Source organism: Caulobacter sp. SLTY, from assembly GCF_009905535.1.
Classification (GTDB): domain Bacteria; phylum Pseudomonadota; class Alphaproteobacteria; order Caulobacterales; family Caulobacteraceae; genus Caulobacter.
Genome location: NZ_JAAALA010000002.1, coordinates 1 through 26,580 on the forward strand (window position 1 = coordinate 1; position 26,580 = coordinate 26,580).

Annotated in this window: 23 protein-coding genes; 16 read left to right on the forward strand and 7 right to left on the reverse strand. The window is 70.1% G+C overall.

What is annotated here, in order from left to right:
* Positions 1–304: 304 nt before the first annotated feature.
* Entirely contained in the window at positions 305–1,174 is an 870-nt protein-coding gene (motA, locus tag GVN21_RS01230; RefSeq protein ID WP_166572884.1) for a flagellar motor stator protein MotA, read from the reverse strand.
* A 105-nt stretch (positions 1,175–1,279) separates the two neighbouring features.
* Between motA and GVN21_RS01235 the strand changes: the two genes are divergently transcribed.
* On the forward strand, positions 1,280–2,635 hold the full coding sequence (locus tag GVN21_RS01235) for an MFS transporter (protein ID WP_166572885.1): 1,356 nt from the start codon (positions 1,280–1,282) through the stop codon (positions 2,633–2,635).
* A gap of 152 nt (positions 2,636–2,787) precedes the next feature.
* Here the strand turns inward: GVN21_RS01235 and GVN21_RS01240 are convergent, their stop codons facing one another.
* Positions 2,788–4,080 (reverse strand): lytic murein transglycosylase, encoded by a 1,293-nt coding sequence (locus GVN21_RS01240; RefSeq protein ID WP_166572886.1) that lies wholly within the window; start codon positions 4,078–4,080, stop codon positions 2,788–2,790.
* Between the two features lie 157 nt (positions 4,081–4,237).
* On the opposite strand from GVN21_RS01240, the gene ykgO reads away from it, so the two are divergent.
* The 4 genes from ykgO to GVN21_RS01260 all read left to right on the forward strand — a co-directional run bounded on the left by ykgO (position 4,238) and on the right by GVN21_RS01260 (position 5,631).
* Positions 4,238–4,363 carry a type B 50S ribosomal protein L36 gene (ykgO, locus tag GVN21_RS01245; RefSeq protein ID WP_166572887.1) on the forward strand — a complete coding sequence of 42 codons (126 nt, stop codon included), beginning with the start codon at positions 4,238–4,240 and terminating at the stop codon, positions 4,361–4,363.
* The gene (locus GVN21_RS01250; protein ID WP_166572888.1) at positions 4,363–4,971 is read left to right on the forward strand and encodes an HAD-IA family hydrolase; all 609 of its coding nucleotides are present in this window, start codon (positions 4,363–4,365) and stop codon (positions 4,969–4,971) included. The genes ykgO and GVN21_RS01250 overlap by 1 nt, the downstream gene beginning before the upstream one ends.
* A 67-nt stretch (positions 4,972–5,038) precedes the next feature.
* Positions 5,039–5,305 carry a DUF2312 domain-containing protein gene (locus tag GVN21_RS01255; RefSeq protein WP_166572889.1) on the forward strand — a complete coding sequence of 89 codons (267 nt, stop codon included), beginning with the start codon at positions 5,039–5,041 and terminating at the stop codon, positions 5,303–5,305.
* Between the two features lie 14 nt (positions 5,306–5,319).
* Entirely contained in the window at positions 5,320–5,631 is a 312-nt protein-coding gene (locus GVN21_RS01260; protein WP_166572890.1) for a hypothetical protein, read from the forward strand.
* On the opposite strand, the gene GVN21_RS01265 is transcribed toward GVN21_RS01260, so the two are convergent.
* From GVN21_RS01265 to GVN21_RS01280, 4 genes are all read right to left on the reverse strand, one after another.
* Positions 5,628–6,197 carry a hypothetical protein gene (locus tag GVN21_RS01265; RefSeq protein WP_166572891.1) on the reverse strand — a complete coding sequence of 190 codons (570 nt, stop codon included), beginning with the start codon at positions 6,195–6,197 and terminating at the stop codon, positions 5,628–5,630. The genes GVN21_RS01260 and GVN21_RS01265 overlap by 4 nt on opposite strands.
* 74 nt (positions 6,198–6,271) lie before the next feature.
* Positions 6,272–6,844, reverse strand: a complete 573-nt coding sequence (locus GVN21_RS01270; RefSeq protein ID WP_166572892.1) for a hypothetical protein — start codon at positions 6,842–6,844, stop codon at positions 6,272–6,274.
* Between the two features lie 82 nt (positions 6,845–6,926).
* Positions 6,927–8,396: a sigma-54 dependent transcriptional regulator gene (locus tag GVN21_RS01275; RefSeq protein ID WP_166572893.1), complete on the reverse strand. Its 1,470-nt coding sequence runs from the start codon at positions 8,394–8,396 to the stop codon at positions 6,927–6,929.
* Positions 8,397–8,523: 127 nt separating this feature from the next.
* Positions 8,524–10,383: an ATP-binding protein gene (locus GVN21_RS01280; RefSeq protein ID WP_166572894.1), complete on the reverse strand. Its 1,860-nt coding sequence runs from the start codon at positions 10,381–10,383 to the stop codon at positions 8,524–8,526.
* A gap of 69 nt (positions 10,384–10,452) precedes the next feature.
* Between GVN21_RS01280 and GVN21_RS01285 the strand changes: the two genes are divergently transcribed.
* The 9 genes from GVN21_RS01285 to trxA are packed head-to-tail and all read left to right on the forward strand — an operon-like array spanning position 10,453 to position 23,210.
* Entirely contained in the window at positions 10,453–11,409 is a 957-nt protein-coding gene (locus tag GVN21_RS01285) for an alpha/beta hydrolase (protein WP_166572895.1), read from the forward strand.
* 40 nt (positions 11,410–11,449) lie between these two features.
* Positions 11,450–13,246 (forward strand): M3 family oligoendopeptidase, encoded by a 1,797-nt coding sequence (locus GVN21_RS01290; RefSeq protein ID WP_166572896.1) that lies wholly within the window; start codon positions 11,450–11,452, stop codon positions 13,244–13,246.
* A gap of 24 nt (positions 13,247–13,270) precedes the next feature.
* Positions 13,271–14,098 (forward strand): 1-acyl-sn-glycerol-3-phosphate acyltransferase, encoded by an 828-nt coding sequence (locus GVN21_RS01295; RefSeq protein WP_346764198.1) that lies wholly within the window; start codon positions 13,271–13,273, stop codon positions 14,096–14,098.
* Entirely contained in the window at positions 14,095–14,544 is a 450-nt protein-coding gene (gene tsaE, locus GVN21_RS01300; RefSeq protein WP_166573045.1) for a tRNA (adenosine(37)-N6)-threonylcarbamoyltransferase complex ATPase subunit type 1 TsaE, read from the forward strand. The genes GVN21_RS01295 and tsaE overlap by 4 nt, the downstream gene beginning before the upstream one ends.
* Positions 14,534–15,625, forward strand: a complete 1,092-nt coding sequence (gene amgK / locus GVN21_RS01305) for an N-acetylmuramate/N-acetylglucosamine kinase AmgK (RefSeq protein ID WP_240902702.1) — start codon at positions 14,534–14,536, stop codon at positions 15,623–15,625. The genes tsaE and amgK overlap by 11 nt, the downstream gene beginning before the upstream one ends.
* Positions 15,622–16,335: an N-acetylmuramate alpha-1-phosphate uridylyltransferase MurU gene (gene murU / locus GVN21_RS01310; RefSeq protein ID WP_166572898.1), complete on the forward strand. Its 714-nt coding sequence runs from the start codon at positions 15,622–15,624 to the stop codon at positions 16,333–16,335. The genes amgK and murU overlap by 4 nt, the downstream gene beginning before the upstream one ends.
* A 30-nt stretch (positions 16,336–16,365) precedes the next feature.
* On the forward strand, positions 16,366–19,356 hold the full coding sequence (addB, locus tag GVN21_RS01315; protein ID WP_166572899.1) for a double-strand break repair protein AddB: 2,991 nt from the start codon (positions 16,366–16,368) through the stop codon (positions 19,354–19,356).
* Complete coding sequence (gene addA, locus GVN21_RS01320; protein WP_166572900.1) at positions 19,353–22,829, forward strand: double-strand break repair helicase AddA; 3,477 nt, start codon at positions 19,353–19,355, stop codon at positions 22,827–22,829. The genes addB and addA overlap by 4 nt, the downstream gene beginning before the upstream one ends.
* 48 nt (positions 22,830–22,877) lie before the next feature.
* On the forward strand, positions 22,878–23,210 hold the full coding sequence (gene trxA, locus GVN21_RS01325) for a thioredoxin (RefSeq protein WP_166572901.1): 333 nt from the start codon (positions 22,878–22,880) through the stop codon (positions 23,208–23,210).
* A 57-nt stretch (positions 23,211–23,267) separates the two neighbouring features.
* Here the strand turns inward: trxA and GVN21_RS01330 are convergent, their stop codons facing one another.
* A complete protein-coding gene (locus GVN21_RS01330) occupies positions 23,268–23,708 on the reverse strand; it encodes a hypothetical protein (RefSeq protein WP_166572902.1) in 441 nt (146 codons plus the stop codon).
* A gap of 164 nt (positions 23,709–23,872) precedes the next feature.
* Between GVN21_RS01330 and GVN21_RS01335 the strand changes: the two genes are divergently transcribed.
* Positions 23,873–24,988, forward strand: coding sequence for an HlyD family secretion protein (locus GVN21_RS01335; protein ID WP_166572903.1), 1,116 nt, complete (start codon positions 23,873–23,875; stop codon positions 24,986–24,988).
* Complete coding sequence (locus tag GVN21_RS01340; protein ID WP_166572904.1) at positions 24,985–26,580, forward strand: DHA2 family efflux MFS transporter permease subunit; 1,596 nt, start codon at positions 24,985–24,987, stop codon at positions 26,578–26,580. Before GVN21_RS01335 ends, GVN21_RS01340 begins: the two co-directional genes overlap by 4 nt.

Consider the following 26,580-nt stretch of genomic DNA (forward strand, 5'->3'; position numbering starts at 1 on the left):
CCGGGGCGGGGGCGGGGGTTTCAGCCATCGGAGCCGCCGGCTCGGTCACCGTGGTGGTGGTTTCTTCGGTCTTCGTCTCGGCCGGCTTGCCGCAGGCGGCGACGGACAGGGCGGCGAGGGCCGCGCTGACGATGAGGAGTTTACGCATTCCTGGTAGTCCCCTTTGAGGTTCTCGTTGGCGCGCCCTTGATGGGCGCTGGGGGGACTATGGACCGGCGATCACGGCGCGCAAGCCGGATTCTCACGCGGACGTGATCACGAATTCTGTCCGGTGGCCGACACTGGAGCGCAACCCCTTGCTTCGTCAGCCCTCGGCGGGAATTGCCGACAGGGCCTCTTCCAGTTCCAGGAAGCTGGGCTGGGCGCCGCTGGGCACGCTGCCGCGGCCGATCTCAACGCTGATCTGGGCGGCGTTGCCGTGCAGGTGGGCCACCAGCACCGACTGGATGATTCGGTAGAAGGCCCCCTCCTCGTTGACCACGTCGCCCAGGCGGGCGGCCAGCGGTCCGACGATGCCGTAGGCCAGGAACACCCCCAGGAAGGTGCCGACCAGGGCGCCGCCGATCATCCCGCCCAGCACTTCCGGCGGCTCGGTGATCGAGCCCATGGTCTTGATGACCCCCAGCACGGCCGCGACGATGCCCAGGGCGGGCAGGGCGTCGGCCAGGTTCTGCAGGGCGTGGGCCGGGGCGTGGGCCTCGTGGTGATGCTTCTCCAGCTGCTTTTCCATGGCGTCCTCGACCTGGTGCGGGTCTTCGAGGTTCATGGTCATCATCCGCAGGGTGTCGCAGATGAAGTCGACGGCGAAGTGATCCTTGGTGATCTTCGGAAAGCGGCTGAAGATGGCGCTCTCGCCCGGCTTTTCGATGTGGCTTTCCAGGGCGATCACGCCCTTGGACTTCATCGTCTTGGTCAGCAGGAACAGCAGGCTGAGCAGGTCCTTGTAGTCGCTCGCCTTCCATTTCGGCCCCGCGAAGGCCTTTGCCAGCCCGCCGCCGGAGGCCTTGATGGTGGTCATCGAGTTGGAGATCAGGAAGGCCGCGATGCCGGCCCCGCCGATGGCCATCATCTCGTGCGGCAGCGCGTGCATGATCACGTTCATGTTGCCGCCACTGATGATGTAGCTGCCGAACACCAGCGCAAAGAGCAGCACGAGGCCGATGATCTGGAACATGAAGGGTCGCCGCGAGGAATGAGAGTCTCGGGTCGAAGATGGCCGTTAATGCTTAATGGGGCGTGAGGATTGCGAACCCAACCGACGCGCCTTAACAGCGTTCAGATGCCTCGCCGCCCGGATCAGGATCCGAAACTGACGCTGGAGCCGCGCTCCTTTTACATCCTGTTCGCCGTGTCGATCGTGGTGGCGATCGGCAACACCGGGCTGATGGCGGTGCTGCCGGCGATCGCGCGGGAAACGCGGATCGCCGACTGGATGATCTCGGCGGTGTTCGGCCTCTCGGCCCTGCTGTGGGCGATCATGAGCCCGATCTGGGCGCGGGTTTCGGACCGGCGGGGGCGCAAGCCGCTGATCATCCTGGGACTGGCCGGGTTCGCGGTGTCGATGCTCCTCTGCGCCTGCGTGGTGACGCTGGGGCTGTATCACCTGATCCCGCCGCTGGCGGTGTTCCTGCTGTTCCTTGTCTGCCGGGCGCTGTTCGGGCTGATCGGCTCCTCCTCCAACCCCGCGACCCAGGCCTATCTGGCTGAGCGGACATCCCGAGCCGACCGCACCCAGCAGATGGCGGCCCTGGCCGGCGCCTTTGGCTTGGGCACCGTGGTCGGACCCTTCCTGGCGCCGCTGCTGATCGTGCCGTTCGTCACCCTGGCCGGGCCGATGTTCGCCTTCGCCCTGCTGGCGGGCGGTATGCTGCTCGTGGTGCGGCGGATGCTGCCCGAGGAGTGGACGCCGCCGGTCAAGGCCCGGGCCTATCCCAAGGCGGTGGGCAAGCCCGCCTGGCGCAAGGCCCGCGGGCGGGGAATCCTGATCTGGCGGTTCATCAGCGGTCTGTTCCGCCTGCCGCTGCGGCCGTTCCTGATCTACGGCTTCCTGGTCGCCTGCTGCCAGACGGCCCAGGGCTACACGCTGGGCTTCATGATCATCGACAAGCTTAAGGTGGAGCCCACGGCGGCGCTGGGGCCTACGGCGGTGGCCATGGGGGCAGGCGCGCTGTCGGGCCTGCTGGCCCAGTGGGGGCTGATCCGGGTGTTCCAGATGGGGCCGAGGGCCCTGCTGCGCTGGGGGGTGGGCCTGGCGGCGCTGGGCAACGTCGTGACGGTGTTCGCGCCTGACTACATGACCATGGTGGCCGGCTTCGCCATCTCCTCGCTGGGCTACGGGTTCGCCCGGCCGGGGTTCACCGCCGGCGCCTCGCTGACGGTGAAGATGAGCGAACAGGCGCGGGCCGCCGGGGCGATCGCGGCGGTCAACGGGCTGAACGTGATCCTGGCGCCGCTGTTCGTGGCCCTCTACGGCCTGATGCACGCCGCGCCCTTCGCGCTGAATGCGGTGATCTGCTCGGCCCTGCTGATCTACGCCTTCAAGAACGCCATCCTGCGCGACGCCGGCGAAACCCCGCCCGACGACGAGGAAACCGCTCAGGCCCTGATGGGCCGCCGCGACGAGGGCGGGGGGTAGAGGGGCGCCGAGCGTGGGGACCGGTTCGCCGCTCGCGGCGTACCTCTCCCCGATCTGCGCAGCGGGTGGATCACAGGCGCGGTCCAGCCGTCGCGGAAACCGTCTGGAGTAAGGGCTACAGAAAGGCTGGCGCTGATCGGGGACAGGTACGCCTACGGCGAACCAGTCCCCCGCGCCTGCGCCGCCAGTCGCTGGATCAGCGCGGGCGTCAGGTAGCCGTCCGCCGGCAGGCCGCTGGCCTTCTGCCAGGCGCGGATGGCAACGCGGCTCTTCGGGCCGATGGCGCCGTCGACCCCGCCGGTGTCGTAGCCCAGCTTGACCAGGCTTTCCTGGGCCAGGATGCGATCGGCGCGGGACAGGGGCGTCTCGGCCGGCCAGGGGGTGACCACCCCGTCCTCGCCCTGGAACCGTTGGGCCAGGCCGCCGACGCCCAGCGCATAAGCCGTGGAGTTGTTGTAGCGCATGATGGCGCTGTGGTTCGGGAAGATCAGGAAGGCCGGACCATTGGCGCCCGACGGCAGGATCAGGCTGGCGGCGCTGGCCTGGTCGGCCGTGCTCCAGGGCAGGCCATCGGCCCGGCGAACGCCCCGCTGGGTCCAGACGGACAGCGGCTCGCGGTCCTGTTCCGACAGGCTGTAGTCGAAGCCCGGCGGCAGCCGAACCTCGCGCGACCAGCTCTCGCCCTTCCGCCAGCCGGCCTTGGCCATGTAGTTGGCGGTCGAGGCCAGGGCGTCGTGGGTGCTGCCCCAGATGTCGGGGTGCCCATCACCGTCCGCGTCGATGGCGGTGGAGAGATAGACGCCCGGCAGGAACTGGGTTTGGCCCATGGCTCCGGCCCAGCTGCCTTTCAGGCCCACGCGGGTCTGCTTGCCGCTGGCGATGATCTTCAGGGCGCTGATCAGCTCGGCCTCGGCCCAGGCGCGACGGCGGCCGTCGGCGGCCAGGGTGGCCATCGAGCGGACCACGTCCTTGTCACCCTGGATGCGGCCGAAATCGCTCTCCATGGCCCAGATGGCCAGGATGATCTCGCGCGGCACGCCATAGGTCTGTTCCAACCCGGCGAGGTAGGGCAGCGAGGTGCGGTACTGGCGGCCCTGCTGGATGCGCCGGTCGCTGACCACCCCCTTTACGTAGTCGCCCACCGGCTTGGAGAATTCCGGTTGCCGGCCATCCGACGTCACCACGCCGGTGTCGGGCGTCAGCCCGGCCAGCTCGCGATCGAGGAAGGCCGGGTCCAGGCCGGCGGCAATGGCCTTGGGCCGGAAGCTTTGCAGCCAGGCGTCGAAAGCCGGATCGCCGGAGACCACCGGCGGCGGGGTCGGGGCGGCGTAGACCGGCGGAGGCGGCGCCGGCTGGGCGGTCCCCAAGGCGGCGTTGAGGGTCGGCTCGATCTGCGGATCGGCGCAGCCGGCGAGGGCCAGGATGATGAGGGCGCGGTAATGCATGGCGGCGAAGCTAGCGGGCTAAGCATGAAGGCTTCAATCACAAGCGTGCGACCCGCCGGAGACATTGACTCACAGGCCGTCCGCCCCTATAGCCGCGCGCTCAATTTGAATAAGGGCCTCGCGTGCGCGGGTTCCCCGCAACGCCACGGTAGAGACCATGAAGGTTCGCAGCTCCCTCAAGTCGCTCAAGTCGCGCCACCGCGACTGCAAGCTGGTGCGCCGCAAGGGCGTGCTCTACGTGATCAACAAGACCGATCCGCGCTTCAAGGCGAAGCAGGGCTGATGACTAGGCCCGTCGGTGTCCTCTGGGACGTCGGCAATGTGATCGTTCGCTGGGATCCACGAACGCTCTACGCGAAGATTTTCCAGGAACCGGCCGCTTGCGACCGGTTCCTTTCGCATGTCTGCACTATGGCCTGGCACGGGGAAACCGACCGGGGCATTCCGGCCGAGGAAAACACCCGCCGGCTGGTTGAGCAGTTTCCAGAGCACGAGGCGGAAATCCGCGCTTGGTGGGACCGCTGGGACGAAATGTTCAGCGGCCGCATCGAGGAAACCCATGAGGCCATGGAGGCCTTGGCGGCGCGTGGCGTGCCGCAGTTCGGCCTGACCAACATGGCCGGCCCGGTCTGGCCGACGGTCGAGCCGATGGCGCCGGCGGTGCGCCATCTGAAAGCTGTGGTCGTCTCGGGCGACGAAGGGCTGATCAAGCCCGACCCGGCCATCTATCGCCTGGCCTGCGCGCGGTCCGGGCTTAAGCCCGAACAGCTGCTGTTCGTGGACGATAGCGCCGCCAACATCGCGGCGGCCGACGCGCTGGGCTTCCATACCCTGCATTTCACCGACCCGGCGATGCTCACCCCGACCCTGAAAGCGCACGGCCTGTTGTAGCCGCCGGTCGGGAGGGCTAGAGCATCGCCCTTCCCGTTTCCGCCATCCCGTGAGAGCCTCCAGCGTCATGTCCGACGAGCAAGCCACTATCGACGTCCTCAACGCCTCGGCCCAGACCCAGCTGCGCACCATCATCGAGCGTATCGAGCGGCTGGAAGAGGACAAGGCCGGCGTCATGGCCGACCTCAAGGAGGTCTACGCCGAGGCCAAGGGCAACGGCTTCGACACCAAGATCCTGCGCAAGGTCGTGCGCATGCGCAAACAGGACAAGGCCAAGCTCAGCGAGGAGGAAGCGCTGATCGACCTCTACCTGTCGGCGATCGGCGGGCTGTAGTCCGTGGCGGGTCTTTGAAACGGAAGGACCCTCCGGATTTCAAGGCGCTGGCCAAGAAGGCCGCGCAGCGCTCGGCGCTGAATGCGTTGCGCAAGACAAGGCGCGCGGCCGACAAGGCCGGCGTCAAGCTCAGCGACTGGGAAGGCGAGTTCCTGGGCTCGGTCGAGGACCGGGTGAAGACCTATGGCCGCGCCTTCGGCGACCCGGAGCTGGGCGGGCCGGGCCAGGCTCTGTCGGCCATGCAGAACCGAAAACTCAAGGAGATCGCCGCCAAGGCGAAAGGGGAGGAACCGCGCAAGCGGTTCCCGACCCGTAAGAAACCCTAAGGAACTCGCGCCGAAGCCACGAAGCTGTGGATGGTGTTCAGGTCGGCCGTGTCGAAGAAGAAGCCGGCGCTGGAGGTGCAGACCGCCACAAAGCGATGGTTGGCGCTCAGCATCGAGGCGGCGTTGATGGCCGTCTGGTTGTTCTTGGTCGCGCCGTTGGTGCGGTCGTACCAAAAGAAGTAGCCGGCCCAGCCGGCCCGCGAGCTGAAGGGGCGCGACCCGCCGAACTTCAGGAAGGTGTGGCCGGCCCGCTCGGCGGCGCCCTTGGCCTCGCCCGCCGGATCGTCGTTGTAGGTCTTGGCCACCTGGGCCCAGACGTCCTGCGTGACCACGGTTCCGGGCGTGGCGGCGCTGGCCACGCAGATGCCGACATCGGTGGTCCCGCGGCGAACCACGAACTGGCCCTTGTCGGCGTTCACCGCACCCAGGGGGTGAGTGGCCATGTTGGCCGGCAGCGTCACGGTCCAGCCGCCGGTCGGATGGCTGAAATTGGTCTGGGCCGCGGCCGGCGCGGCGATGGCCAGGACAGCGACGGCGGCGGCCGCAGCGACGAAACGCAGGATCATGAGACAGCACCCCTCAATGTGAGGAGCCCAGGCTAGGACCTGGCGCGGCCGCTCGCGCCCTCAGGAAAGGGGGGTCAGTCCGCCCGCGCCGATGTCGCCAGCGCCTTGAACCGGACATAGTCGGCAGGCTCGAGGAGATGGCCGGCGGTGGAGCTGCAGGCCAACGACAGACGTTGGGTGGGGCTGAGCATGGTGCTGGCGAGGTAAGCGCTCTGCAGCTGTCCGCTGGTCTTGTTGGTGCGCTCGTACCAGAAGCTGAACCCGCTCCACCCCGCCGCGCTGCGGATCGGCGCCGAGCCCAGATGGCGGATGAAAGCGTGGCCGCTGCGGGTCGCCGCCTCCCGTCCTTCGCCTTCCGCATTGGCCAGGAAGCTATTTGCGGTGCGATCCCAGACCGTGGCCGTAAGCGCCGTCGGCTGGGTGTTGACCGTGACGGAGCAGGCGCCGGCGGCTGTGTTTCCGCGAACCAGCATCAGGGTGATCAAGTCCCCTTGGACGGCATTGGGCGCGGCCCGCATTCCCGCCGGCAGGGTGACGCTCCAGCCCTTGGGGTGCCTCACCGATGCCGGCGCGCCGGCGGGCTGAGCCATGGCGGGGAGAGCAAGCCCGAAGGCGAGCGTCAGGGACAGCAGAAGGCGACGGGCCACAACAGATCTCCGGATGAAAGGCTTCCAGTCTAGCCCTCACCCTTCGAAAGGCTTCCCCAAATTGGGGGGCTGTCCGGTTTGCTTAGCCGACATCCTTCAAGTCGACGTCGATCCCCTGCTCGCGGACCTTGCGGTAGAGGGTCGAGCGGCCGATGCCCAGGCGCCGGGCGACCTCCGACATATGGCCGGCATAGACCTCGATGGCGTGCTGAATGAGGTCGCGCTCGATGTCTTCCAGGGTGCGCAGATGGCCCTTGCCGTCGAGGATGCGCACGGGCGCATCGGCCGGCATCTCGGCCAGCAGCTGCTGAGCCGTCGGGATGGCCTGGGGCAGCTGGCCGGCGACGGGTTGGACAACATCCTCCATCGGGGGGGCCTTGACCCCGCTGATGGCCGGGAAGTCATGCGGCTGCAGGTAGGGGGCGTCGGCCAGGACGATGGCCCGGTAGACGGCGTTCTCCAGCTGGCGAACGTTGCCGGGCCAGTCGAAGGCGGTGAGGAAGTTCAGGGTCTCCGGCGCCGCTCCGACCACCCGCTTGCCTTCCTCGACATTGAACCGCTTGATGAAGGCTTCGACCAGGGCCGGAATGTCCTCGCGCCGTTCGCGCAGGGACGGGGCCTCGATGGGGAAGACGTTCAGGCGATAATAGAGGTCCTCGCGGAAGCGGCCTTCCTTGATGGCGTCCTGCAGGTCACGGTTGGTGGCCGAGACGATGCGGACGTCGACCTTGACCGAACGCTTGGCGCCGATCGGATCGATTTCGCTCTCCTGCAGAGCGCGCAGCAGCTTGACCTGGACGTCGAGGGGCAGCTCGCCGACCTCGTCGAGGAACAGGGTGCCGCCGTTGGCCTCCTGGAACTTGCCCAGGTGCTTGTCGGACGCGCCGGTGAAGCTGCCCTTCTCGTGGCCGAACAGGATGCTTTCGACCAGGTTCTCCGGAATGGCGCCGCAGTTGACCGCCACGAAGGGCTTGCCCGCCCGGTCGCTGCTGCCGTGAACGGCGCGGGCGATGACCTCCTTGCCGACGCCGCTCTCGCCGGTGATCAGCACCGGGATGCCGGACTTGGCGGCCCGCTCGCCCATGCGCTTGACGATCCGCATGTGGGGGCTCTCGCCGATCAGGTCGGCAAAGGTGGTCTTGCCGTTCGAATGCTTCTTGAGCCGCTCGACCTCGCCCTTCAGTTCCCCGAGGGACAGGGCGTTGCGGACGGAGGCGATGATGCGCTCAGGGCTGGCCGGCTTGACGAAGAAGTCGCAGGCGCCGGCCTGCATCGCCTTGACCACCGTGTCGACGCCGCCGGACGCGGTCAGCACGATCACCGGCTGCATCAGGCTGCGGGCGCGCATCTCCTTCAGGGCGTCATGGCCCGACAGGCCGGGCATCTGCAGGTCGAGCAGCACCACGTCGGCGGGCTTTCCAGCCTGCAGATGGCTCATCGCCACGTCGCCGCTCTCGGCCTGGGCGACGGCGAAACCCTCGCGCTCCAGAACCGCCTGGATCAGCCGCCGTTGAGTCGGGTCGTCATCGACGACCAGGACCGTCTTGGTCATGTTGAAGTCATCCCACCAGAACCGGCGTGCGGCCATCGTGGGCCGCCGCTCGTTGATCCGTATTGAAACAGAGGTGGGTAAAGGTCGGGTGTAGGAGACCTGAGTCGGGGGTTAATTTTGGCCGCCGTCAGGCGACCACGGCGCGGTCCGGTTGGCGGTCGGCCAACCCCGCGATCTCGGCCATCAACACCGAAACCTGCACCGGCTTGCTGACCTGGCCATCGAAACCCAGACCCATGAAGCCATGGCGATCGTGGGTCAGGACGTCTGCGGTGACGGCCAGGACGGGGACGTCCCGGTTGGGGCCGGGCCGGCGGCGCAGCTGGCTGAGCGCCTCAATGCCGGTCATGCCGGGCATCTGGACGTCCATCAGCACCAGGTCGAAGGGGGTGATGGCGAGGGCCGCCAGGGCTTCGGGACCGCTGGCGGCGGTGCTGATCCGGTGGCCGAAGGCGGCGAGGATCTGTTCGAGAACCAGCAGGTTCACCGGGTTGTCGTCCACCGCCAGGATCGACAGGGCCGCGTCCAGTTCGCCAGGCCGGGCGACGGGGGCCTCGTCGTTGGCGGCGGACGGCTCGCAGACCGGCGCGGTCAGGGCCAGGTGGAAGACCGAACCTTCGCCCGGCGTACTCTCGGCCCACAGGCGGCCGTCCATCAACTCGCTGAGCTGGCGGCAGATCGACAGGCCCAGGCCCGCGCCGCCGAAGGCCCGCTCGGAGGACTCGTCGGCCTGGGTGAAGCTGTCGAACAGGGTCGGCAGCACGGCCGGGTCGATGCCGACGCCGGTGTCGCGGACGCTGAACCGTGCGCTGATCTGGCCGCAGGGTTGCGTCTCGCAGGCCAGGGTCAGGGTCACCCCGCCGGCCGGGGTGAACTTGAGCGCATTGCCGATCAGGTTGAACAGCACCTGACGCACCCGCCGGCCGTCGATCATCACCAGGGCCGGCAGGTTATCGGCCAGCTCCAGGGTCAGGCTCAGGCCCTTGGCCTGGGCGGTCGGGTCCCAGAACCGAACCAGCTCCTCGGCCAGGGCCCGCGGGTCCTGCGGGGCGGCGACGATACTCATCTTGCCGGCGTCGATGCGGCTGATGTCGAGGATGTCGTTGAGGATCGACATCAGGAATTCGCCGCTCTGGATCAGGGTGTCGACCTGGCCCTTCTGCTGTCCCCGTGCCGAAGCCTTGAGCAGCTGGGCCATGCCCAGAACCCCGTTCATCGGGGTGCGGATCTCGTGGCTCATGGTGGCCAGGAAGCTCGACTTAGCCAGGGTGGCGCGGCGGGCCTCCTCGCGGGCGGCCTCCGCCTCGGCGCGCTCGGCGCGCAGCCGCTCGATCAGCCGGTTGTTGCGCTCGCGCATCTCCGCCCATTCGCCCAGCATTCGGGCGACCCCGCCGCTCATGAACGACAGCAGCGTGGCCAGGAGGCCGATGGCCACCAGCAGGCCGGCCGCCGCCTGGACCGGGAAGGCGGCGATGGAGACTACCGCCATGCCGACCAGGATCGGCCCGGCCGACATCCAGTATAGCCGCGGCGACAGGCTGCCCTGGGCGACCCCGACGCTGATCAGCATGGCCGCGGTGACGCCGAAGAACATCAGGTCGGCCGGATCGCCACGCACCAGCACGGCGGCGACCGGCCAGATGATGGCCACAAGGGCGCGAAGGGCCACCACCACGGCGATCCCGCGCTCGAGTGGCCCCGGGTCCGCATCGGCGGCGTCGGGCGCCCAGCGGCGGTAGAAGCTCTGGGCCAGGGCGTCGGCCAGCATATTGGTCAGGACGGAACCGACCCCCAGGATCGGATGGCCGAGCACGGCGAACACCACCCCGAACGGCAGGGTCACCAGCCAGAGACCGGCCAGGGGCGCGATCAGGATGTTGAGCAGCACCTGAGGCACGTTGATCGTCGGCACCACGCCATCTTCGTCCGCGGCCAGGCTGGGGCCGGGCGGGCTGGCGGTGACAAAAAGATGCGACGACAGCTTCATGGCTCCCCATAGTCGGCGCCAGGACTTAACGTCGCCTAACCGCGTTCTGAGCCCATCGAGAGTGCCCCCATGCTGAGCCGCCGCCGCCTGGTCCAGATCGCCGCCGCGACCCCCTTGATCATGGGCTCCGCAATCCCCCGGATGGGGTCGGCGACGCCTCTGTGGCCGGGCCGGCCTCCGGGCGGGGCGGGAGTCACCGTCACCGAGGAGGAGGTCGAGCGATCTCCGCCGCCGTCCATCTATCGCGACCGCATCGTCAAGGGCGTGCGCAACCCGACCCTGACGATCTTTCGGCCGGATGCCCCCAACGGCGCCTCGCTGCTGATCGCCCCGGGCGGCGGCTACAAATGGGTGGTCCGCGACAAGGAGGGCTATGAATGCGCCAACCTTTTCGCGGCCGAGGGGCTGACGGTCTATGTGATGAGCTACCGGCTCCCCGGCGACGGCTGGGCGGCCGGGCCGATGACGCCCCTGCAGGATGCCCAGCGGGCCCTGCGGCTGGTGCGGCGTGAGGCTGGGCGCAAGGGCTCCGGCCTGGACCCGGCGAAGGTCGGGGTGATGGGCTTCTCGGCCGGCGGCCATGTGGCCGGCTCGCTCAGCCTGATGTGGGACGAGCCGGCCTATGAGCCGGTCGACGCGGTCGACAAGCTGTCGGCCCGTCCGGACATCTCGGCGCTGATCTATCCGGTCGTCACCATGCGCCCGCCGCTGGCCCATGCCGGGTCACGCACCCAGCTGCTGGGCGCTGCGCCCACGTCGGACCTGGAGGCGCGCTGGTCGCTGGAAACTCGCGGCCGAGCCGACGCTCCGGCCACCTTCCTGCTTCACGCGACCGACGACACATCCGTGCCGGTGGAGAACAGCCTCCAGCTCGAGGCGGCCCTGCGGGCGGCAAAGGTCCCGACCGAGATGCACGTCTTCCAGGAAGGCGGCCACGGCTTCGGCCTGCGGTTCGCCAAGGACAAGCCGGTGGAGGCCTGGCCCGAGCTGGTGCTGGCCTGGTGGAAGCGGCGCGGCTTCATCTGAGGGCCTACCCTTCGCCACATCGCTGGCCTACATGCCGGCCATGACCGCGCTTTCCAAGATCACCGCCGACCTCCCCGAGTGGAGCCTCTCCGACCTCTATGCCGACCGGGCCGACCCGCGCATCGAGGCCGATATCGCCGCCGCCCGCGCCGCCAACGACGCCCTGGCGGCGCTGGAGGGCCAGTTCATCGCCGCCCGCGCCGAGCCGGCGAAGCTGGGCGAGCTGATCGATCGGGGGATCGTGCTCTACGAACAGGCGACCGACGGGCTTTGGTCGGTGGGGGCCTATGCCTCCCTGGCCGCCTCGACCTCGCGGGACGACCCGCGCTGGGCCAAGTTCGAGGCCGACTTCCGGATGAAGAGCGCCGAGATCGCGTCCAAGAGCCTGTTCTTCACCCTGGAGCTCAACCAGCTGGAGGACGGCGAGATCGCCGCCGCGCTTGAGGCCCATCCGGCGGCTGCCCGCTGGACGCCCTGGCTGCGGCGGGTGCGGCTCAGCCGGCCTCATGAACTGTCGCAGGAGCTGGAAAGCCTGCTGCTCGACCGCTCGCCGGCGGTGGCCAACTGGAGCCGTCTCTATGACGACACCCTGGCCAAGCTGCGCGCCAGGATCGGCCGCGAAAACCTGACCCTGCCCGAGACGCTGAACCGCCTGTCGGACCCCGAGGTGAAGAAGCGCAAGGCCGCGGCGAATGCCCTGGCCGACGCCCTGGCCGAGCGGAGCGAGACCCTGGCCCTGTGCCTCAACACCATGGCCTTGGAAAAACAGGTCGAGGATCGCTGGCGCAAGTACGAGAGCCCGGCCCACGGCCGCCACCTGAGCAATGAGGTCCACGCCGAGAGCGTCGCGGCCATGGTCGAGGCGGTCACCGACGCCTATGCGACCACCTCGCACCGCTATTACGCCCTGAAGGCGCGGGTGCTGGGCAAGAAGACCCTCGACCACTGGGATCGCAACGCCCCCCTGACCGCCGCCCAGCCCCGGCTCTATGACTGGACCGAAGCGCGCGGCATCGTGCTGGAAAGCTTCAGCGCCCTGGCGCCCAAGTTCGCCGACGGCGCGCGGGTGTTTTTCGACCGGCCCTGGATCGACGCCCGGCCCCGCCCCGGCAAGCAGTCGGGCGCCTACAGCCACCCGGTCACCGCCGGTCGCCACCCCTATGTATTCATGAACTACATGGGCGAGCGGCGCGATGTGCTGACCCTGGCCCATGAGCTCGGCCACGCGGTGCACCAGACCCTGGCCTCCCCGCTCGGCACCCTCTTGGCCGACACCCCGCTGACCCTGGCCGAGACGGCGTCGATCTTCGGCGAGGGGCTGGTGTTCGAACGGCTCCTGGCCGAGGCCAAGCCGGAGGAGAAGCTGGGCCTGCTGGCCGGCCGGATCGAGGATGGCCTCAACACCGTGGTCCGCCAGATCGCCTTTCACCAGTTCGAGACCCGCTTCCACGACGCCCGTCAGCAGGGCGAGCTGAGCCCCGAAGAGCTGGGCGGCATCTGGCTGGAGGTGATGGGCGCCAGCCTCGGCCCCGCCGTGCGGCTCAATCCGGGCTATGAACACTACTGGGCCTACGTCAGCCACTTCGCCCACGCCCCCTTCTATGTCTACGCCTACGCCTTCGGGGACCTGCTGGTCCGGGCGCTGATGGAAAAGCGCCGCGAGGACCCAGCCGGCTTCGCGCCCGTCTATGAGCGGCTGCTGGCCGCCGGCGGCACCCGAACCTACGTCGAGGCGCTTGAGCCGTTCGGCCTGGATCCCCGCCAGAAGAGCTTCTGGGCGGCCGGCTGCGCCGGCATCGAGCGGCTGGTCGACGAGTTCGACGCCCTGGTGAAATAAGAAGGCGCTGGCTAGAGTCCCTTCGTGGACAAACCCATCGTCGACATCCTGATTGAGGAGCGGGCGCCGAAGCTGGCGGCGTCCTGGGCATGGCCGGTGTTGCGCCCGCCGCTGTACCGGGCGCTGCACTATCCTCAGGCGCGGGCGATGGCCGACGCCATCGCCCCGATGGGCGGGGCCGATGCGATGGAGCATATCTCCGCGCTGCTGGCGCTCGACGTGGCGGCGCGGGGGCTGGAGCATGTGCCGACGTCGGGCCGACTGATCGTGGTGGCCAACCACCCCACCGGGATTGCCGACGGCATCGCCCTGTATGACGTGCTGAAAGGGCCGCGCCCGGACCTGCTATTCTACGCCAACTCCGACGCCCACCGGGTCTGCCCCCGTTTCGACGAGGCCCTCATTCCGGTCGAATGGGTCAAGGCCAAGCGGACCCGCGAACGCACCCGCCTGACGCTGCAGATGACGCGCGAGGCCATGGAAGCCGAACGCTGCCTGGCCATCTTCCCGGCCGGGGTGCTGGCCCGGCGGGACGCCCAGGGCTTCCTGACCGACAAGCCCTGGATGCCCACCGCCATCTCGGTGGCCCAGAAGTACCAGGCGCCGGTGGTTCCGGTGCATGTTGACGGACCCTGGTCGACCCTCTTCCACTTCTTCAACGGCTTCTCTCCCGAGCTGAGGGACATCACCCTGTTTCACGAGCTGCTCAACAAGAAGGGCCGGCGCTTCTCCCTGACCTTCGGCCGGGTGATCCCTCCGGGCCGGCTGGCGGGCGAGGCCGAGACCGTGAGCGACGCCCTGAAGCATTTCGTCGAGCGTGTGCTGCCGACCGATCCGGAGGCGGTATTCTGAACGCTTCGGTGATCCTTCCCGACGAGCCCGCCACCCAGGCGCTCGGCCAATCCCTGGCGGCGCTGATCCGCCCCGGCGAGGCCATCTGCCTGTCTGGACCGCTGGGGGCGGGGAAGTCGACCCTGGCGCGGGCTCTGGTGCGGGCGCTGACCACGCCGGACGAGGAGGTGCCGAGCCCGACCTTCACCCTTGTCCAGTTCTACGACACTGCCGCCTTCCCCCTAGCCCATTTCGACCTCTACCGATTGAGCGACCCGGACGAAGCCTATGAGATCGGGCTGGACGAGGCGCTGGACGGCGGGGCGGCGCTGATCGAATGGCCGCAGCGGCTGGAGGGTCGCCTTCCGCCCGACAGACTGGATATAGAGATCGGGATGGATGGAGAGGGCCGCACCGCCCGCCTCACCCCCCACGGCGCCTGGAAGGACCGACCGCTTGAGTTCTGATCGCGACGCCCTGAAAGCGGATTTCCTGGCCGCCAACGGTCTGGGCCAGGCGCGGCGCCAGCCGCTGACCGGCGATGCCTCCACGCGCGCCTATGAGCGGCTGTTCCCGATCACCGGGCCCAGCCTGATCTTCATGGACCAGCCGCCCAAGGCCGAAACTGCCCCCTGCCCGCCGGACGCCACCGTCGAGGAGCGGAGGGCGCTGGGCTTCAACGCCGCCTACCGGCTGGCGGCCGGCCGGGTGGACGCCTTTGTCGCCTGCGCCCGGCACCTGACGGGGCTGGGCCTCTCCGCGCCCCGGATCGTGGCGTTCGACGCCGGCGCCGGGCTGGCGGTGCTGGAGGACCTGGGCGATGGGCTGTTCGCCAACGCCATTGCCGATGGGGCGGACGAGGCGGCGCTTTACGACGCTGCCGTCGACGCCCTGGCGGTTCTCCACGCCTCGCCGCCGCCGACGGTCCTGGGCGGCGAGGACGCCCGCTGGCCCCTGCTGACCTACGACGGCCTGGCCCTGACCTCGGCGGCGGAGCTGTTCGTCGAATGGCTGCCGAAACTTCGCACCGAACTGGCGTTCGACGCCGCCGCCCTCGCCGAGTGGGAGGCCGCCTGGGCGCCGGTCCTGCGCACCGCCGAGGACGGCGCCGAGGTGTTCTGCCACCGCGACTATCACGCCGAGAACCTGATCTGGCTGCCAGAGCGCGACGGTCCGGCGCGGGTCGGGATGATCGACTTCCAGGACGCGGTGAAGGCCCACCGCGTCTGGGATCTCTCCATGCTCCTCCACGACGCCCGCCGGCAGGTGACGCCGGAGCGGGAGGCGGTCGCGCTGGATCGTTATCTCGCCGCCCATCCCTGGCTGGAGCGGGAGCGGTTCCTGGCCGACTACCATGCGCTGGGGGCGCTCAATGTCGCCCGTATCATCGGCATCTTCGCCCGGCTGGTGGTCCGCGACGGCAAGCCGAAATACGAGGGCTTCCTGCCCCGGCTCTGGGCCTATCTGGAAAGCTGCGTGGCCGACCCGGCGCTGGGGACCCTGAGGGACTGGTTCGACCGGCATGTCCCGGCGGAGGCGCGTCGATGAAAGCCCCGAATACCGCCATGGTGCTGGCCGCGGGCCTGGGCACCCGGATGCGGCCCCTGACCAACGACCGGCCCAAGGCCCTGGTCGAGGTCGGCGGCCAGGCCCTGATGGACCATATGCTGGACCGCCTGGCCGCCGCCGGGGTCGAGACGGCCGTGGTCAACGTCCACTATTTCGCCGACCTGGTTGAGGCGCATGTCGGCAGGCGGACCGCCGCCCCGCGCATCGTCATCTCCGACGAACGGCCGCAGGCCCTGGAGACGGGCGGCGGGGTCAAGCAGGCGCTGCCCCTGCTCCCCGACGGCCCCTTCTTCGTGGCCAACATCGATTCGGTGTGGATCGAGGACGACGCTTCGGCGGTGGAGGCGGTGGCGCGGGCCTGGGATCCGGCGCGGATGGACGTCTGCCTGATGCTGGCCCCCACCGCCACCTCGATGGGTTTCCACGATACGGGCGACGTCTTCCTCGAAGCCGATGGCCGGGTGCGGTTCAAGGCGCCGGGCGAGACGGCGCCTTACGTCTATGTCGGGGTCCACATCACCAAGCCCTCCGTGGTGGCGGACGGGCCGGAGGGGCCGTTCTCCCTGCTGCCGCTGTGGAAAGCCCTGGCCGAACAGGGCCGGGTGCACGGGGTCAGCCCTCCGGGCCTGTGGATGCACGTCGGCGACCCGGTCGCCCGCGACGTCGCCGAGGCGAAGCTGGCCGGGTAGCGACTCATTCGACGTGTCATACTGACCGCGATGTCCGAGCCCTCCGCCAACTGGTTCTCGATCCCCGCCCACCGGCCGTTTCTCGACGACCTGGCGGCGGGGCTGATCGATTCCCTCCCTGGGCCGGAGGATACGCCGGGCGCCCTCTTGCTGGTGCCGACCCGGCGGGCGGCGCGGGCGCTGGGCGAGTCCTTCCTCAAGGCGGCCGGCGGCCGGGCCGTGCTGTTGCCGCAGATCCGGGCGCTGGGGGACCTGGACGAAGGCGAGCCGCCGTTCGAGCCGGGGGACGCGGGGCTGGACCTGCCGCCGGCGATCGACGCGATGCGGCGGCGGTTCGAACTGGCGGCGATGGTCGATGGCCTGTCGAAGGGAAAACTCGGGACCCTGCATGCCCTTGACCTGGCCGACGCCCTGGCCGAGTTCATGGACGCGGCGGCCATCGAGGAGGCGCCGGTCTCCGAGCGGATCGGCGAGCTGGTGGCGATGGACCAGGCCCGGCACTGGGAGGTGTCGGCGGCGGTGCTGAGCGTGGCGGTCGAGGCCTGGCCGGAGCGGCTGAAGGCGCTTGGGCTGATGGATGTGGCCGAACGGCGGGTGCGGCTGCTCGATCACCTGACGAAGAGCTGGACCGACCGTCCGCCGCAGGGGCCGGTCATCGCCGCCGGCTCGACGGGCGCCCAACCGGCGACGGCGCGGCTGCTGGAGGTGGTCGCCGGCCTGCCGCGCGGGGCGGTGATCCTGCCCGGCCTCGACCAGGACCTGGCCGACCGGGCCTGGGCCGAGATCGAGGACCAGCATCCGCAAGCGGCGATGAAGCGGCTGCTGGAACTGGCCCGCGTGCCGCGGGCGACAGTGAGGCCCTGGCGGACGGAGGTGACGCCCGGCGAGATGAAGGGCCGCTGGCGGCGGCGGGTGATCAACGAAGCGCTGAGGCCGGCCGAGGCCACCGCCGACTGGCTGGACGTCATTGCCGACCTGCGGGCTGAGGGCGCGGCGGCGGGAGTCGATCCGTTCGAGGTGGGGCTGGAAGGACTGTCGGCGGTGACCGGCGCCCATGAGGAGGAGACGGCCAGCCTCTGCGCCCTGCTGCTGCGCGAGACCCTGGAGACGCCGGGCAAGACCTGCGCCCTGATCACTCCCGACCAGACCCTGGCCCGGAGGGTTTCAGCCCGGCTGGCCCGCTGGGGCGTGACGGCGGACAGCACGGCGGGGGTCAGTCTGGCGCTGAAACCGGCCGGCGCCCTGGCGATCACCCTGGCGGAACTGGTGCTCGACCCGGCTGACCCCGTGGCGCGGCTGTCGTTGCTGAAGAGCCCGCTGGCCCGGCTGGGGCGGGCGCCGGAGGCGCTGGCCGCCGCCGCCGAACTGCTGGAGGCGCGGGCGCTGCGGGGGCCCCGGCCGCTGGGACCTGAAGCGGTGATCGCGCGGCTCGCCAAGCGGGCCAGGCCGGAAGAGGCCGAGGCGCTGGCGGCCGCGCGGGCGCTGTCGGAGGCGCTCGACGAGGTCATCGCCCTGGCGACAGACCCGTTCGCGGACGGAGAGGCCGATCCGGCCTCCGCGGCGGCCGGTCTGGCGGCGGCCCTGGAGCGACTGGGCGAGGGCGGCGAGCTGTGGGCCGGGCCGGAGGGAGAGGCGCTGTCGCGGCTCCTCGCCGGGCTGATCGCCGAGGGTAGGCGGCTGGTTCCGGTGAATCCGCTCGGCTTCCGCACCCTGATCCACAGGATGGTCTCGGCGGAGAGCGTGCGCGGCGGGGAGGCGACCCATCCGCGCCTGCTGATCATGGGAACCCTGGAATCGCGGATGACCCGCGCCGACCGGCTGGTGCTGGCCGGTCTGGAAGAAGGGGTCTGGCCGCGCGGCGCGCCAATCGATCCCTTCCTGTCGCGGGCGATGCGCAAGACCTTGGGTCTTCCGAGTCCAGAGCGACGCATCGGCCTGTCGGCCCATGACTTCGCCCAGGCGGCCTGCGCGCCCGAGGTGGTGCTGGTCAGCTCGGCCCGGCGCGAGGGGGCGCCGGCGACCGAGAGCCGCTGGCTGTGGCGGCTGCGCACCCTGGCCAAGGGGGCGGGTAAGGCGCTGCCGGGACGGCCGGACCTGCTGGATTGGGCGCGGAGCCTGGATGTCGGCCATGGCGACCGCTGGATCGGCCGGCCGGAGCCCAAGCCGCCGGTCGAGGACCGGCCGACCCGGCTGGCGGTGACCCGGTTGGAGACCCTGACCCGCGATCCCTACGCCGTCTGGGCGCGGGATATCCTCAAGCTGTTCCCGATGGAGCGGCCCGACCAGCTGGTCGAGAACACGGCGCGGGGCACGGCCATCCACACCGCCTTCGAGGCCTTGGCGCGGCAATGGAACACCGCGCAGCCAGCCGATCCGGTGGCTGTCTTCGAAGCGCGGTACATCGCCGAACTGCAGGCGCTGGGGTTGTCGGAAGCTGCGCTGACCCGCGAGCGGGTGCTGGCGCGGGAGACGGCCGCCTGGGTCGCCGATTTCGAGCGCCGGCGGCGGGCCGGCGGGGCCAGGGTGCATGTCGAGGCCTCGGGCGAGATGAGCCTGAACGCCGGCGGCGTTCCTCATACCCTGACCGCCAAGGCGGACCGCATCGAGATCGCCCCAGACGGGACGGGGCACATCCTCGACTACAAGACCGGCGCCGCCCCCACGGCCAAGATGATCGACACCGGCTTCTCGCCGCAGCTGACCCTGACCGCCGCCATCCTGGCCGCCGGCGGCTTCGATAACTTCAAGGGCGGGTTCGGCGACCTGGCCTATGTGCGGATCACTGGCCGTGATCCGGCCGGGGAACTGGTGGTGCGCAAGACCGCCGGCGACGAGAGCAAAGAGGCCGCCGATGCGGCGGTGGAGGGGGCGATGCGGCTGCTGGCCGCCTACCAGAACCCCGACCAGCCCTATGCCAGCCGCACGGCGCCGCAGTTCGTGAAGACCTACGCCGGCGACTACGACCACCTGGCGCGGGTCATGGAATGGTCGACCGGAGCGGACGGGGAGGAGGGAGAATGAGCCTCCAGCTCGACACCGCCCAGGCGCTCGCCGCCGATCCGGAGATCAACGCCTTCGTCACGGCCAACGCCGGTTCCGGCAAGACCAAGACCCTGATCGACCGGGTGGCGCGGCTGCTGCTGGCCGGGGCGGCGCCCTCGGCCATCCTCTGCGTCACCTACACCAAGGCGGCGGCGGCGGAGATGCAGGGGCGGCTGTTCGGCCTCCTGGGCGACTGGGCGGTGACGCCGGACGCGGCCCTGTCGGCGGCGCTGGACCGGCTGCTGGGCGAAGGGCATGGGCGCGACCTGGCCGACGCCCGGCGGCTGTTCGCCCGCGCCCTGGAGACGCCCGGCGGCTTGAAGATCCAGACCATCCACGCCTTCTGCGAACAGCTGCTGCGGCGCTTCCCGATGGAGGCGGAGGTCTCGCCCCGGTTCACGGTGATGGACGACGCGGCCGCCGCCCTGGCGGCGCGGGACGCCCGCGAGCGGCTGGCCGGGGCGGCAGGCGAGGATGGGACGCCGGTGTCTTTGGCCTATGCGCGGCTGGCCATCGGCCTCGACTACCTCAGTTTCGAGGGGCTGTTCCGCACGGTGCAGGAGCGGCGGGGGGCGATCGGCGACTACCTGGCCGCGGTCGGGGGCTACGAGGGGGCAGAGCGCGATGTCTGGGCGCGCGTCGGCTTCCCGGACGGGCCGGCCAGCCCCGACGACATCGCGCGGCGGGCCGGGATGGAGACCGATGTCGCCCTCTGGCGGTCGGCGGCCGCGGTGCTGGGCCAGGGCGGCAAGACCGACATGAAGTGCGCGGAACAGATGCTGGGCGCTGTGGCGGAGGCGCCGGATCTTTCGCGGATGCTGGCGGCGCTGTTCACCCAGGGGGGGGCGGGGACGCCCGCCGCCTGGGTCGGCAAGACCAGTGGGCTGAGGGCCCGCGAGGACCTGCGCGAACGGCTGCTGGAAGAGCAGGATCGCCTGGCCATCGCCCGCGAGCGGATGCGCGGCGCGGTGGTGGCGCAGGACACCCTGGCGGTGCTCTGCCTGGCCCAGCAGTACGCGCAGGCCTATGAGGCGGCCAAGCGGGACCGGGGCGTCCTCGACTTCGCCGACCTGGTGGCCAAGGCCCGCGACCTGGTGGCGGCCTCGGAAGGCGCGGCCTGGGTGCTGTTCAAGCTGGACGGCGGGCTGGAGCACATCCTGATCGACGAGGCGCAGGACACCGCGCCCGAACAGTGGGCCATCGCCGAGGCCCTGACCCAGGAGTTCTTCTCTGGCGCCGGGGCCGTGCGCCCGGCCGGTGGGCCGCCGCGCAGCCTGTTCGTGGTCGGCGACGAGAAACAGTCGATCTACAGCTTCCAGGGGGCGGACCCCGACCGGCTGGTCTCCGAGACCGACCGCTACCTGGCGCTGATCACGGCGGCCGAGCGGCGGGCGGTTCGGGCTCCGCTGAATACCTCGTACCGCTCGGTGGCTACAGTGCTGGCTTTCGTCGACAGCCTGTTCGAGGACCCGCGCACCCAGGTCGGGGTCAAGCCGCCGGCCGGCGAGGACCGGCTGGTCCACCGCGCCTTCCGCGAGGGCCATCCCGGCTGTGTTGATCTCTGGCCGCTGGAGGTCGAGACCCCGGCCCAGGAGCGGGAAGCCTGGAGCGCCCCGCTCGACATCGAGTCGGAAGAGAGCGCCAACCGCCGCCTGGCCCGCCGCATCGCCCGCGAGATCAAGGCGCTCGTGACGCGCGGGGACACGGTCTACGACAAGGGCGGCCAGGCGCGCGCGGCCAGCTACGGCGACGTCATCGTGCTGGTCCGCCGCCGGCGGGCGCTGTTTGAGGACATCATCCGCGAGTTGCGCCGGGCCCAGGTCCCGGTGGCCGGCGCCGACCGACTGACCCTGTCGGAGCACATCGCCTTCGATGACCTGATGGCCCTGGCCCGGTTCGTCCAGTTCCCCGCCGACGACCTGAACCTGGCGGCGCTGTTGAAGAGCCCGCTCTGCGGCCTGAACGACGAAGACCTCTACGGCCTGGCCCTGCGGCGGAAGGAAAGCCTGTGGGCGCGCCTGCGGGCGTCCTGGGACCCGGCGGCGATCGCCGCGCGCGGCTGGCTGGAGACGGCCCTGGCCTTGGCGCCGGGCCGGCCGCCGTTCGAGTTCTACAGCCGGATGCTCGGCCTGCGCGACGAGGCTGGCCGCACGGCCCGCGCCCGTATGCTGGAGCGGCTGGGCTCGGAGGCCGGGGACGTGATGGACGAGTTCCTCGCCCGCACCCTGGAGGCCGAAGGGCGCGGGGTGCTGGACCTGGAGCGGCTGGCCGGCGCCTTCGAGGGGCTGGAGATTTCGGTCAAACGGGAGATGGAGGCCGGGGCCGGCGAGGTGCGGGTGATGACCGCCCACGGCGCCAAGGGGCTTGAGGCGCCGATCGTCTTCCTGCCCGAGACGACGGTGAAGACCGGGGCGCGGGGCTCGGCCCTGCTGGACACCGGGCCGGTTGGAGACCTTCCGAACGGCTTCCTCTGGGCGCCGCGCCAGGCCGACGATTGCGTGGACAGCGCGGCGGCTCGCGAGAGGCGCAAGCTGCGTGACGAGGGCGAGAGCTGGCGGCTGCTCTATGTCGGGCTGACGCGGGCCCGCGACCGGCTGGTGCTCTGCGGCCGGGCGCCGGCGCGGCTGAAGGAGGGGACGGTCCCGGAGGGCTGGTACGGGGCTATGGCCGGGGCCTTCGACCGGCTGGCGGCGGACGGCAAGGTCGAGACCGTGGCCGACGGGGACGTCCTCTTCCGCCGGTTCGGCACGGCCCCGGCGCCCTTCCGGGGCGAGGCGGCGGCTCTGGCCCCGGCGGCGGTCGCGGGGCCGGACTGGCTGGGAGAGCCGGCGCCGGTGGAGCCGCCGGCCACCGCCTGGTCCTCGCCCTCCCAGGCCGCCAGCCGCAGCCGCATGCCATCCCCGTCGCCCCTGGCGCGGCAGGGGGGGCTGGACCGGTTCCGGCGCGGCGACCTGATCCACAGGCTCCTGCAGTTGTTGCCGGATGTTTCCATCGCCGACCGGCGGGAGACGGCGCGGCGTATGCTGTCTCACGAACCGGACCTGACCGACGCCCAGCGCGGCGAAATGGCGGCGGCGGCGCTAGGGGTGCTCGAGCATCCGGACTTCGCCGAGGTGTTCGGACCGGGCTCGCGGGCCGAGGTGGCGCTGGCCGGCTCGGCGGCCAGCCTGCCGGCCGGGCTGGCGATTTCCGGCCGGGTCGACCGGCTGCTGGTGACCCCGGAACGGGTGCTGGTCGTCGACTACAAGACCAACCGGCCCGCCCCGGCCTCGGTCGAGGGGGCGGATCCGACCTATGTGGCCCAGCTGGCCATCTATGCGGCCGTGCTGGGCGAGGTGTTTCCCGGCCGGCGGATCGAGGCGGCCCTGGTCTGGACGGACGGTCCTAAGCTGATGCCCGTTCCAGAAAAGATGATGCTCGAAGCCCTGGCCGGACTGCCCGGCGCCCGTTGACGGGACTTGGGGGGCGCCTACATGGTGGGCTCAAACAAGGAGTATGCCATGAGCACCGTGAAGGTCACCGACGACACCTTCGAACAGGATGTGCTGCAGGCCGACAAGCCGGTCCTGGTGGATTTCTGGGCCGAATGGTGCGGCCCCTGCAAGCAGATCGCCCCCGCTCTCGACCAGATCGCCGAGGAGCTGGCCGACCATGTGACGGTCGCCAAGGTCAACGTCGAGGACAGCCCGATGGCCCCCTCGCGCTACGCGGTGCGCGGCATCCCCACCCTGATGCTGTTCCGCGGCGGCCAGATGGCCTCGATGATGCGCGGGGCGGTGACCAAGCAGAAGATCGTCGACTGGCTGGCCGAGGCGGGCGTCAAGGCGGCGTGATCGCCGAAAGACCGTGAGTTTGAAAGGGCGTCGTCCGAAGGGGCGGCGCCCTTTTGCTTAGAACGGCACTTCGGGCTGAGGGTCTGCCGGGGCGGTCCTTTCCTGGACCAGGTCGCCGATCGGGTCGGCTTTCGGCGCAGGGGTCTTGGCCGCAGGGGCTTTGGCGGGCGGGGTCGCCGGCTTGGCGGCGGGGGCCGCGGGCGTGCGCTCGGTGATGTCGGCGGTTTCGACAGGCGCGGCTTTCGGCGGCTCCTCGGTCTTGGCCTGGGCCTTGGGCGCGGGCGCCGGGGCGGGCGAGGTCAGCTTCACAGCATCGGGGTCGTAGGGCTTGGCCTCGGGCGGGCCAGACGTGGCGGCGACCGGGGCCGGGCCGCCGCCGGTCCAGTCCGGGGCGTCGCGCCGCAGGGAGCCGTCGAGCCCCATCCAAAGGCCGACCACGGCGCAGGCGCCGAGACCCAGAACGACAAGCCGCAGGGAGGAAGGGGATATCCGGTCCATGCGGCGACACTACCGGCAGTCGGCCAAACGGAAAAGCGCTGAGCGTGGATTGAAAACTGGACCCGTGCGTCCATTTATCTCTTGCGACGCGCTCGGCCCGGCGATAGGGCATTTTCGGACGCCGCCGTCCAATTTTGTCATTCGCGTCTCGGGGCTCTCCCTCCATGCCGTCCATCTCCAGGCAGAAACTCGTTCCCATGGCTGTCGCGGGGGTGGTCGGCGTCGCCATCCTGGTTGGCGGCGTCTTCTGGTGGCATGGCAAGCAGAGCTTCGAGGGCACCGACAACGCCTTCGTCCAGGCCGACACGGTGCAGATCAGCCCGCAGGTTTCCGGCTATGTGCTGGAGGTGCTGGTCGCCGACAACCAGCGGGTCGAGGCCGGCCAAGTGATCGCTCGCATCGATCCGGCAACCATCCAGGCCCGGCTCGACCAGGCCATCGCCAACCAGCAGGCGCTGGAGGCCGACGTCCAGGCGGTGGATGACCGGGCCATCCTCGAACAGGCGATGATCGCCCAGAAGGCGGCCGGGGTGCAGAGCGCCCGCGCCGACGCCGGCCGCCAGGCGGTCGATTCCAAGCGCTATGGCGAGCTGGCCGAGAAGGGCTGGGTCTCCGAACAGAAGCTGCAGCAGGTCAAGGCCGGGGAGACCCAGTCCAAGGCCTCGGTGGAGGCAGCCGAGGCCGCCCTGGTCGCCGAACAGCGCGCCGCCCAGTCGCTGGGCTCCGCCCGCGCCCAGAAGGTGGCCCAGGTCCAGGCCGCCCGCGCCCAGGTGCAGCAGGCCAGGCTCGATCTCGAGCGCACGGTGATCCGCGCCCCCGTCGCCGGGGTGGTCGGGGCCCGCTCGGTGCGGGTCGGCCAGCTGGTCCAGCCCGGTCAGACGATGATGGTCGTGGTGCCGCTGGGCGAGACCTATGTGCTGGCCAATTTCAAGGAGACGCAGCTGGCCCGCCTGCGCATCGGCCAGCCGGTGGAGATCAAGGCCGACGCCTTCGGAAAACAGGCCATCAAGGGCCATATCGACAGCTTCGCTCCGGCCACCGGCGCCGAGTTCGCCCTGATCCCGGTCGAGAACGCGGTCGGCAACTTCACCAAGATCGCCCAGCGGGTGCCGGTGCGGATCGTCGTGGACAAGGACCAGCCGATGGCCGGCGCCCTGCGCCCCGGGCTGTCGCTTGAGGTCAAGGTGGATGTCCGTGTCCGCTCGGGCCAGAGCTTCGCCGAGAGCGGCGCGGCCACGCCCCAGCTGGCCGCCAAGCCCGAGACCTCGGCCCCGCAATGACCGCCGCCGCCCTGACGGGGCCGGCCTCCACCGCCGAGCAGCCAGCGGTCAACTGGACCAAGCTGTTCCTCGGCTTCGGGGGCATGGCCATCGGCCAGTTCATGGCCATCCTCGACATCCAGATCGTGGCCGCCAGCCTGCCGCAAATCCAGGCCGGCATCGGGGCCAGCGCCGATCAGGTCAGCTGGATCCAGACCGCCTACCTGATCCCCGAGGTGGTGATGATCCCGCTGTCGGCCTACCTCAGCCGGCTGTGGGGCACCCAGAAGGTGTTCATGGTCAGCTGCGCCGGCTTCATCGTGATGAGCGTCATCGCGGGGATGTCGACCAGCATCGAGTTCATGATCGTGTCGCGGGCCCTGCAGGGGTTCATCGGCGGGGCCATGGTGCCGACGGTTTTCGCCATCGCCTTCACCGCCTTTCCCCCCGAAAAGCGGATCATGGCCAATGTCGCCACGGGGATGATCGTCACCCTGGCCCCAACCGTCGGCCCGACCATAGGCGGCCACCTGACCGAGGCGCTGAGCTGGCACTGGCTGTTCTTCATGAACGTCGGGCCGGGGTTGCTGTCGCTGTTCCTGGTCGGGCGCTACGGCAATTTCGACAAGGGCGACCCCAGCCTGTCCAAGGGCTTCGACTGGACGGCCCTGGCAGCCATGGCCGTCTTCCTGATGACCCTGACCTACGTCGTCGAGGAGGGCTCGAAGGATAATTGGTTCGCCGACGACATCATCCTCTGGCTGAGCGTGCTGTCGGCGGTCACCGGCGCGATCTTCGTCTGGCGCTGCCTGACCTACTACAAGCCGTTGGTGCAGCTGAAAGCCTTCAGCGACCGCAACTTCACCCTGGGCATCATCATGACCACGGTGTCGGGCGCCGCCCTCTATGGCGGCACCTTCCTGATGCCGCTCTACCTGGGGCGGGTGCGCGGCTACAATTCGGCGGAGATCGGCACGACGATGCTGGTCTCCGGGCTGGCGATGTTCATCACCGGACCGCTGGTCGGCAAGGTGGCGCGCACCGTCGATCCGCGCATCCCGATGTTCATCGGCTTCTGCATGGTCGCCTGGGGCATGTGGCTGGGCCACGACATAACCGGCGAATGGGGCTTCTGGGAGTTCGCCTGGCTGCAGGCCTTCCGCGGCTGCGGGGTGATGATCGCCATGATCGCGACCACCCAGATGACCATGTCCACCCTGCCGCAGGCGATGGTCAAGGACGCCTCGGGCCTGATCAACCTGTCCCGCAACACGGCCGGGGCCATGGCCATGGCCGCCCTGTCCACAACCCTGACCACCCAGACGGCGGTGCACTTCTCCAACCTGACATCGAAGATCGGCGTCTCCTCCCCCGACGCCCAGGCGATGATCGCCGCGCTGAGCCAGCGGATGGCGATGGGCGGCAGCCCCGACCCGGACGGGGCGGCGATGAAGGCGTTCCAGTATTTCATCAACCAGCAGGCCTCCATCCTGGCCTTCGGCGACGGCTTCACCCTGCTGGCCATTGCTGGCGGGATCGCCGCCTGCCTGGCCCTGCTGGCCCGGCCGGCCAAGGCGCCGCCGGACCCCGCCGCCCTCGCGGAGGCCCACTGA